At 72.7% G+C, this 7,009-nt stretch carries 8 protein-coding genes; 5 read left to right on the plus strand and 3 right to left on the minus strand.

All coding sequences use genetic code 11. The features are described from left to right. Positions 1-39: 39 nt before the first annotated feature. Positions 40-648 (minus strand): helix-turn-helix domain-containing protein, encoded by a 609-nt coding sequence (locus tag ABZ297_RS45685; RefSeq protein ID WP_355360510.1) that lies wholly within the window; start codon positions 646-648, stop codon positions 40-42. A 68-nt stretch (positions 649-716) separates the two neighbouring features. Here ABZ297_RS45685 and ABZ297_RS45690 point away from each other — a divergent pair, with 68 nt between their 5' ends. Both ABZ297_RS45690 and ABZ297_RS45695 read left to right on the plus strand, forming a co-directional pair. Beyond that, positions 717-1,955, plus strand: coding sequence for an MFS transporter (locus ABZ297_RS45690; protein ID WP_355360513.1), 1,239 nt, complete (start codon positions 717-719; stop codon positions 1,953-1,955). Between the two features lie 56 nt (positions 1,956-2,011). Then, positions 2,012-2,818: a serine/threonine-protein kinase gene (locus tag ABZ297_RS45695; RefSeq protein WP_355360516.1), complete on the plus strand. Its 807-nt coding sequence runs from the start codon at positions 2,012-2,014 to the stop codon at positions 2,816-2,818. A gap of 105 nt (positions 2,819-2,923) precedes the next feature. On the opposite strand, the gene ABZ297_RS45700 is transcribed toward ABZ297_RS45695, so the two are convergent. Next, positions 2,924-3,676 carry a lysophospholipid acyltransferase family protein gene (locus tag ABZ297_RS45700; protein ID WP_355360519.1) on the minus strand — a complete coding sequence of 251 codons (753 nt, stop codon included), beginning with the start codon at positions 3,674-3,676 and terminating at the stop codon, positions 2,924-2,926. A gap of 107 nt (positions 3,677-3,783) precedes the next feature. Here ABZ297_RS45700 and dhaK point away from each other — a divergent pair, with 107 nt between their 5' ends. From dhaK to ABZ297_RS45715, 3 genes are all read left to right on the plus strand, one after another. Further along, positions 3,784-4,764: a dihydroxyacetone kinase subunit DhaK gene (gene dhaK / locus ABZ297_RS45705; RefSeq protein ID WP_355360522.1), complete on the plus strand. Its 981-nt coding sequence runs from the start codon at positions 3,784-3,786 to the stop codon at positions 4,762-4,764. After that, the gene (dhaL, locus tag ABZ297_RS45710; RefSeq protein WP_355360525.1) at positions 4,764-5,378 is read left to right on the plus strand and encodes a dihydroxyacetone kinase subunit DhaL; all 615 of its coding nucleotides are present in this window, start codon (positions 4,764-4,766) and stop codon (positions 5,376-5,378) included. Before dhaK ends, dhaL begins: the two co-directional genes overlap by 1 nt. 81 nt (positions 5,379-5,459) lie before the next feature. Next, complete coding sequence (locus ABZ297_RS45715) at positions 5,460-5,843, plus strand: phosphoenolpyruvate--protein phosphotransferase (protein ID WP_355360528.1); 384 nt, start codon at positions 5,460-5,462, stop codon at positions 5,841-5,843. A 33-nt stretch (positions 5,844-5,876) separates the two neighbouring features. Here the strand turns inward: ABZ297_RS45715 and ABZ297_RS45720 are convergent. Beyond that, a partial coding sequence (locus ABZ297_RS45720; protein WP_355360531.1) for a thiamine pyrophosphate-dependent enzyme occupies positions 5,877-7,009 on the minus strand: 1,133 nt, incomplete at its 5' end.

The following is a 7,009-nucleotide window of genomic DNA, read 5'->3' on the forward strand; positions in this document are numbered from 1 at the left end:
CCCGGCCCCGGCCGCGCGCGCGGCCGGGACCGGCCCATGTCAGGGGCGCCCCTGCCGGGCGCCGACGGGGAAGACGTCGAAGTGCACCACCACGTGCTCGGTCGGCGAATCGGGCGCACCCGGCGACTCGCGCTCCCTGGCGTCCGCCAGCGCCCGGTACCTCTCCAGGACCTCGAAGACCTCGTCCCGCATCCGGGTGGTCTCCGCCGCCGTGAGCCTGACCGAGCGGCGGCCGAAGCCGCTGGCCGCCACCCACTCGGCGGGAGTGCTGCCCGACTCCTCGCGCCAGCGGACCAGCTCCGCGCCGCGCTGCCGCACCAGGTCGTCGAGCAGGAACTCGAACGCGACCACCGTCTCGGCGTCGCCGGGCGGCGGTTCGCCGTAGGAGAAGCCGCCGGGGGCGATCCGCCAGTACTTCTCCTTGCCCTTGCCCAGCTCGGGCACGACCTCGATCATCCCGTGCCGGGCCAGCTCCCGCAGGTGGTAGCTGGTCGCGCCGGTGTTCTGGCCGAGCACGCTCGCGAGCTGGGTCGCCGTGGACGGTCCGCGCTCCTCCAGCAGCTCGTAGATGCGCAGGCGCAGGGGGTGCGCGAACGACTTCAGCGCGTTCGCGTCGAGCGTCCTGGCGGAGTAGCTCTTGCTTCGCATCGGTGTGCACACCTATCTTTGCAAAGGAATCTATGCACAGTTTCTCTTACACACTATCGGAGTGAGCCATGCGGTCGTTCGGATACCTGTGGTCGTCGACCGCGCTGTCGAACCTGGCCGACGGAGTGCTGAAAGTCGGGGCGCCGCTGCTGGCCGTGCAGCTGACCCGCTCCCCCACCCAGGTGTCGCTGGTGGGGGCCGCCGCCACGCTGCCGTGGCTGCTGTTCGCCCTGTACGCGGGGGCGATCGCCGACCGGGTGGATCGCAGGCGGATCATGGTGCTGGCCAACGGGTTCCGGGTGGCGGTGCTGGCCGTGGCCGCGCTGTTCGGCGCGCTCGGCCTGCTGAACCTGTGGACGCTGCTGGCCGTCGTGCTGCTGGCGAGCGTGTCGGAGGTCTTCGCCGACACCTCCGCGCAGTCGGTGCTGCCGATGACGGTCCCGTCCGCGCAGCTCACCAGGGCCAACGGGCGGGTGCAGACCGCGCAGATGATCGGCAACGAGTTCCTCGGGGCGCCTGTCGCGGGCGTGCTGGTCACGATCCTGCCCGCCGCCCTCTTCGGCGGCCCCGCCCTGCTGTACGGGGCGGCGGGGCTGCTTCTGCTCGGCATGCGCGGCACGTTCAAGGCCCCCCAGGACGTCCGGGGGCGGCGCTCGCTGCTGGCCGGCATCGTCGAGGCCCAGCGCTACCTGTGGTCGCAGCGGTTCCTGCGCACCCTCGCCGTCAGCGCGGGCCTGCTCAACTTCTCCAGCGCCGCCTACTTCGCCGTCATGGTGCTCTGGGTCGTCGGCCCCGACTCCGCGATCGGCCTGGAGCCCAGCGGGTACGGCCTCATGCTGACCGCGTTCGCCGCCGGCGCGGTGGTGGGCTCGCTCGTGTCGGACCGGGCCATCCGCCTGTTCGGGGAGGGCAGGACGCTCGTCGGCGGCTGGACGGCCAACAACCTGCTGCTGCTCGTCCCCGTGCTGGTGCCGACCGCCTGGGCGCTCTACCCGACCGCCGTGCTGTGGGGCGTGACGAGCGCGGCCGTCAACGTCCTGGTCGTCTCCACCCGCCAGCGGCTGATCCCGGCCGAGTTGCTCGGCCGGGTCAACTCCGCCTACCGGCTGATCGGGATGGGCGGCATGCCGCTGGGCGCCGCGCTCGGCGGCGTGCTCGGCGAGCTGGCCGGGCTGCCCACCGTCTTCCTCAGCGCGGTGGGCGTCTCCATGATCGCTGTCGCGCTCGTGTGGCGCGCCCTGGGCGATCGAATTTCAACCCCGCTGACCAGCGAACCTAAGATTCCCGACATATCCAGATCACGGTAGAGACCCAACGCCGTCCCTCGAGATGACATGATTACCACGAGCAACGAGGGGATGGCATGCGGGAGATCGGCGGACGGTACCTCCTCCACGGGGAGGCCGGTCGTGGGGGTATGGGCGTCGTCTGGCGGGCGTTCGATCAGCTGCTGCACCGCGAGGTGGCACTCAAAGAGCTGACGCTGGCCGGTGAGGCCGAGATGGTGCGCAGGCGGGTGCTGCGCGAGGCGCGCATGGCCGCGGGCCTCACGCACCCGAACATCGTCACCGTCCACGACCTCATCGAGGAGGGCGGCAAGCTCTGGATCGTGATGGAGTACCTCGACGGGCTGTCGCTGCACCAGCTGCTCTCCCAGGTTGGCACGCTCCCGGCCCAGTCGGTGGCGGCGATCGGCCAGCACCTGCTCGCCGCGCTGCGCACCGCCCACCAGGCGGGCGTGCTGCACCGCGACGTCAAGCCGGCCAACGTCATGCTGACCGGCGACCGGGTGGTGCTGACCGACTTCGGCATCGCCACCGCCGAGGGCGACATCCGCATGACCACCCAGCGGCGGCTGCGCGGCACCCCCGCCTTCATGGCCCCTGAGCGGCTGCACGGCGGCCCGGCCAGCAAGGAGGCCGACATGTGGTCGTTCGGCGCCACCCTCTACAGCGCCGTCGAGGGCCAGCCGCCCTACCCCGGCCAGGACGCGGCGACCGTGCTCGGCATGGCCAGAAGCGGCGGCTACCCACCGCCGCGCCGCGCCGGGGTGATGCGTCCGCTCATCGAGGGCTTACTTCATCACGACCCGGTGCGCCGCTACACGCCCGAGCAGACCGCCGGCCTGCTGGCGGGGATGCGCGCGAGCAGCTACCCGGCCGCGATCTGACCCTGCGGGCTCTCGGCTCGCTCCGGCGAGGCGCCCACTCCTTCGGACGCTCCTGCCAAGAGCGAGCCGGCGGGCGCCTGATCCCTCCTGGCCTCCCGGCGGGATCTAGGACTGTTCCTTCTTGGCTCGCGCCTCGGCCTCGGCGGCGTCCATGGCCGCCGCCTGCTCGGGCGTGGGCGCGGTGCCGCCGAGGTGGGCCGGCTGCCACCACACGCCGGGCGGGATCTCCGGGTAGCCGCGCTGCGCCCTGTCGACCAACTCCGACATGCGGGCGTGCAGGTCGGCCGTGTGCTTGTTGACGTCCTCGCCACGCTGGGGGTACATCGGCTCGCCGACCAGGATCGTCAGCGGGACGTGGCGCTGGGTCAGCCGCTTCGGCCTGCCCTTGGTCCACAGCCGCTGGCTGCCCCACAGCGCCACCGGGATCACCGGCACCTTCGTGGCCTGCGCCATCCGGATCGCGCCGTTCTTGATCTCCTTGACCGTGAACGACCGGCTGATCGTGGCCTCGGCGAACACGCCCACCACCTCGCCCGCCTTCAGCATGCGCAGCGCGGTGGCGTACGATCCCGCGCCCGCGCCCCGGTCGACCGGGATATGGTGCATGCCCCGCATCAGCGGCCCGGAGATGCGGTGCTCGAACACGTCCTGCTTGGCCATGAAGCGCACCAGCCGCTTGGACGGCAGCGCGCCGAACCCCGCGAAGATGAAGTCGAGGTAGCTGACGTGGTTGCTGACCAGCACGGCACCGCCGGTGCGCGGCACGTGCTCGGTCCCCTCCATGTGGAAGCGGTAGTCGAGGACGCGAAAGAGGGTCCGCGCGGCGGCGATCACCGGCGGGTACACGATCTCAGCCATGAGCAGAAGGTAGCCTAGGTTTCGCCCTGGTGGGCAGCCGGACCACGCCGCGGACGTTCCCATGACGCTTGTCCCCAGGCGGAAACGGGCAGATCGGTCTTGTGGCCATGAAGAAGCTCATCAACACCGCGGAGTCCGTGGTGGACGACGCGCTGGTCGGGCTCGCCGCCGCCCACCCGTCGCTGGTGGTGCGCGACAGGGTGGTCTACCGAGCGGAGGGCCCTCGGCCCGGCAAGGTCGGGCTCGTCTCGGGCGGCGGCTCCGGGCACGAGCCGCTGCACGCCGGCTTCGTCGGGCACGGCATGCTCGACGCGGCCTGTCCCGGCGAGATCTTCACCTCGCCGGTGCCCGACCAGATCATGGACGCCACCAGGGCGGTCGACGGCGGCGCCGGCGTGCTGCACATCGTCAAGAACTACACGGGCGACGTGCTGAACTTCGAGCTGGCCGCCGAGCTGGTCGACGACGTCGAGGTGGCCTCCGTGCTCGTCGACGACGACGTGGCCGTCCAGGACTCCCTCTACACGGCGGGCCGGCGCGGCACCGGCGCGACCCTGTTCGTGGAGAAGATCGCCGGCGCGCTGGCCGAGGTGGACGCGCCGCTCGACCAGATAGCCAGGATCGGAGCCGAGGTCAACGAGCGCAGCCGCTCGTTCGGCATCGCGCTGACCTCGTGCACGGCCCCGGCGGCCGGCAAGCCCACGTTCACCCTGTCCGAGGGGGAGGTGGAGCTGGGCATCGGCATCCACGGCGAGCCCGGCCGCACCCGGGTCCCGCTGGTCTCGGCTCGCGAGCTGACCGCTCTCGCCATGGAGGCCATCCACCGCGACCTGCCGCTGCGCGGCGACCTGCTCGTCCTGGTCAACGGCATGGGCGGCACCCCGCTGATGGAGCTGTACGTGGTGTTCGGCGAGGTGGCGGCGTTCGTGCGGGGCAAGGACGCGCGGGTGGCGCGGTCGCTGGTCGGCAACTATGTGACAAGCCTGGACATGCAGGGCTTCTCGGTGTCGATCTGCCAGCTCGACGACACCCTCACCCGCCTGTGGGACGCGCCGGTCGAGACACCGGGGCTGCGCTGGGGACGCTGATGGACACCCGCTTCTTCGTCGCCTGGATCGAGGAGGCGGCCAGGCTGGTCCGGCTCCAGCGCGAGCACCTCACCGAACTCGACGCGGCCATCGGCGACGCCGACCACGGCACGAACCTGGACCGCGGGTTCACCGAGGTACGGCAGGCCTTCGCCGACCAGCCGCCGGACACGCCCGCACAGGCGCTGCTGTCAGCGGGGGCGACGCTGATCCGCCGCGTCGGCGGCGCTTCCGGCCCGCTTTACGGGTCGGTGTTCCGCCAGATGGGCAGGTCGCTGGACGACCCCGTGACGCTGGCCGGGTTCGCCGTGGCCTTCGAGACCGGGGTGGTGGCCGTCGAGCGGCTCGGCAAGACCGCGCCGGGTGACAAGACGATGGTCGACGCGCTGGCCCCCGCCTCGCGGGAGCTGGCGCGGGCCGTCCGCGACGGGGTGGGTGCGCGTGAGGCGTTCGAGCGGGCGGCGCGGGCGGCGGAGCAGGGGGCGAGGGCGACGATCCCGCTGCGGGCCCGCAAGGGGCGGGCGAGCTACCTGGGCGAGCGCAGCATCGGGCATGAGGACCCGGGAGCGGCCTCGTCGGCCCTCATCGTGGCGGCCCTGGCGGCGGTGGCGTGATGCGTGGGGCGCCAGGCGGTGGTGCGTGATGCGGCCTTCTGATGGTGGTGTTGAGGGTGGCGTGTTGAGGGTGATGTGCTGATGGTCGGGCTCGTGCTCGTCGCGCACAGCGCGGGGCTCGCGTCCGAGGTGGCGGCGCTGGTGCGGGGCATCGCCGGCTCCGGCGTGCCTGTCGCGGCGGCGGGCGGCACCGGCGACGGCGGGCTCGGCACCAGCATCGACCTCATCGGCAGAGCGCTCGAATCGGTGGACCAGGGCGACGGCGTGCTGATCATCCCTGACCTGGGCAGCTCAGTGCTGACGTCCCGGCTGCTGGAGGTGCCGGGGCGGGTGGTGATGGCCGACGTGCCGTTTCTGGAGGGCGCGATCGCCGCCGCCGTGGCCGTGGGCGCGGGCGCGTCCCTCGCCGAGGTGCTGGCGGCGGCCGAGGAGGCACGGACGTACCGCAAACTCGGCGGCACCTGACACCCGACCCGGACCGCCTGACGGCTTCCTGGCTCAGTGGCCCTTGAAGGCCTCCTCCAGCCACCACGAGGCGCGGTCGCGGGCGACCTTGGCGTGCACCAGCAGCGGGCGGTCGCGCGGGCCCTTCAGCCAGTCGGCCACCCCCGCCAGGTCAGCAGGCTCGGTGACGGTGACGGCGGCGAAGCCGTACCCCCGGGCGACGGCGGCCAGGTCGGTCGGCGGGAAGCGCACCAGCTCCAGCGGGTGCCCTTGCGGCCCGAAGTGGTGGACCTCCGCGCCGTACGCCTCGTCGTCGTAGACCACGACCACCATCGGCAGGCCCAGCCGTGCCACGGTGTCCAGCTCGGCGACCCCCATCAGCGCGCCGCCGTCGCCGAGCGCGGCCACCGGCAGCCGGTCGGGCCTGGCCAGTGCCGCGCCGATCGCGGTGGCCAGGCCGAGCCCGATCGACTGGAACGCCTGGGTGAAGCAGAACCCCTGCTCGTCGGGGACGTCCAGGAACATCGCCGGGTAGCCCATGAAGTTACCCGAGTCGGTGGCGACGATCCGCTCGGCGGGCAGCAGGTCGTCCAGGCCGATCGTGAGCGTGCGCGGGTCGATGCGACCGTCGCGGCTCTCGTCCGTGTACGGAACCGCCCGCCAGCGGCCCTCCGCCTGGATGCGCCGGGCCGGCTCGGGCGACCGATACCGCCGCGCCTCGCCACCAACCGGCCAGGCAGCACCTGCGGCGGCCGTGCCGTCACCCGCCGACGGCTCGGCCACAGCGGGCGGGGCGGCGGGCGGGCGTTCCATGGTCTCCGACAGGAAGGCCGCCGTCACGGAGAGCGCGGTGGCGGCCGTGTCGCCCGCCACGCCGAGGCGGATCGGGAGGTGCGCGCCGAGCGCGTCCTCGTCCAGGTCCACCTGGACGACGGCGGCCTGCTCGCCGATCAGGTCGCCGTGCCGGGTCGTCCACATGTTGAGCGCGCAGCCCCAGCCCACGACCAGGTCCGCGCCGCGGATCAGCTCGGCCGCCAGCGGGGTGGCGAAGCCGCCGCTGACGTCCAGGTCCCATGGGTTGCCGCGGAACAGGCCCTTGGCGACGGCGGAGGTGGCCAGCAGCGCCCCCGACAGCTCCGCCAGCTCCTCCAGTTCGCGCCGGGCGTGCCTGGCGCCGCAGCCCGCGA

It is taken from the genome of Nonomuraea sp. NPDC005983 (genome assembly GCF_040614375.1).
Classification (GTDB): domain Bacteria; phylum Actinomycetota; class Actinomycetes; order Streptosporangiales; family Streptosporangiaceae; genus Nonomuraea.

Excerpts from the sequence above, each read along its gene's own strand:
- ABZ297_RS45685 (WP_355360510.1), bottom strand. The coding sequence starts at position 648 with ATGCGAAGCAAGAGCTACTCCGCCAGGACGCTCGACGCGAACGCGCTG.
- ABZ297_RS45690 (WP_355360513.1), top strand. The coding sequence starts at position 717 with ATGCGGTCGTTCGGATACCTGTGGTCGTCGACCGCGCTGTCGAACCTG.
- ABZ297_RS45695 (WP_355360516.1), top strand. The coding sequence starts at position 2,012 with ATGCGGGAGATCGGCGGACGGTACCTCCTCCACGGGGAGGCCGGTCGT.
- ABZ297_RS45700 (WP_355360519.1), bottom strand. The coding sequence starts at position 3,676 with ATGGCTGAGATCGTGTACCCGCCGGTGATCGCCGCCGCGCGGACCCTC.
- dhaK (WP_355360522.1), top strand. The coding sequence starts at position 3,784 with ATGAAGAAGCTCATCAACACCGCGGAGTCCGTGGTGGACGACGCGCTG.
- dhaL (WP_355360525.1), top strand. The coding sequence starts at position 4,764 with ATGGACACCCGCTTCTTCGTCGCCTGGATCGAGGAGGCGGCCAGGCTG.
- ABZ297_RS45715 (WP_355360528.1), top strand. The coding sequence starts at position 5,460 with ATGGTCGGGCTCGTGCTCGTCGCGCACAGCGCGGGGCTCGCGTCCGAG.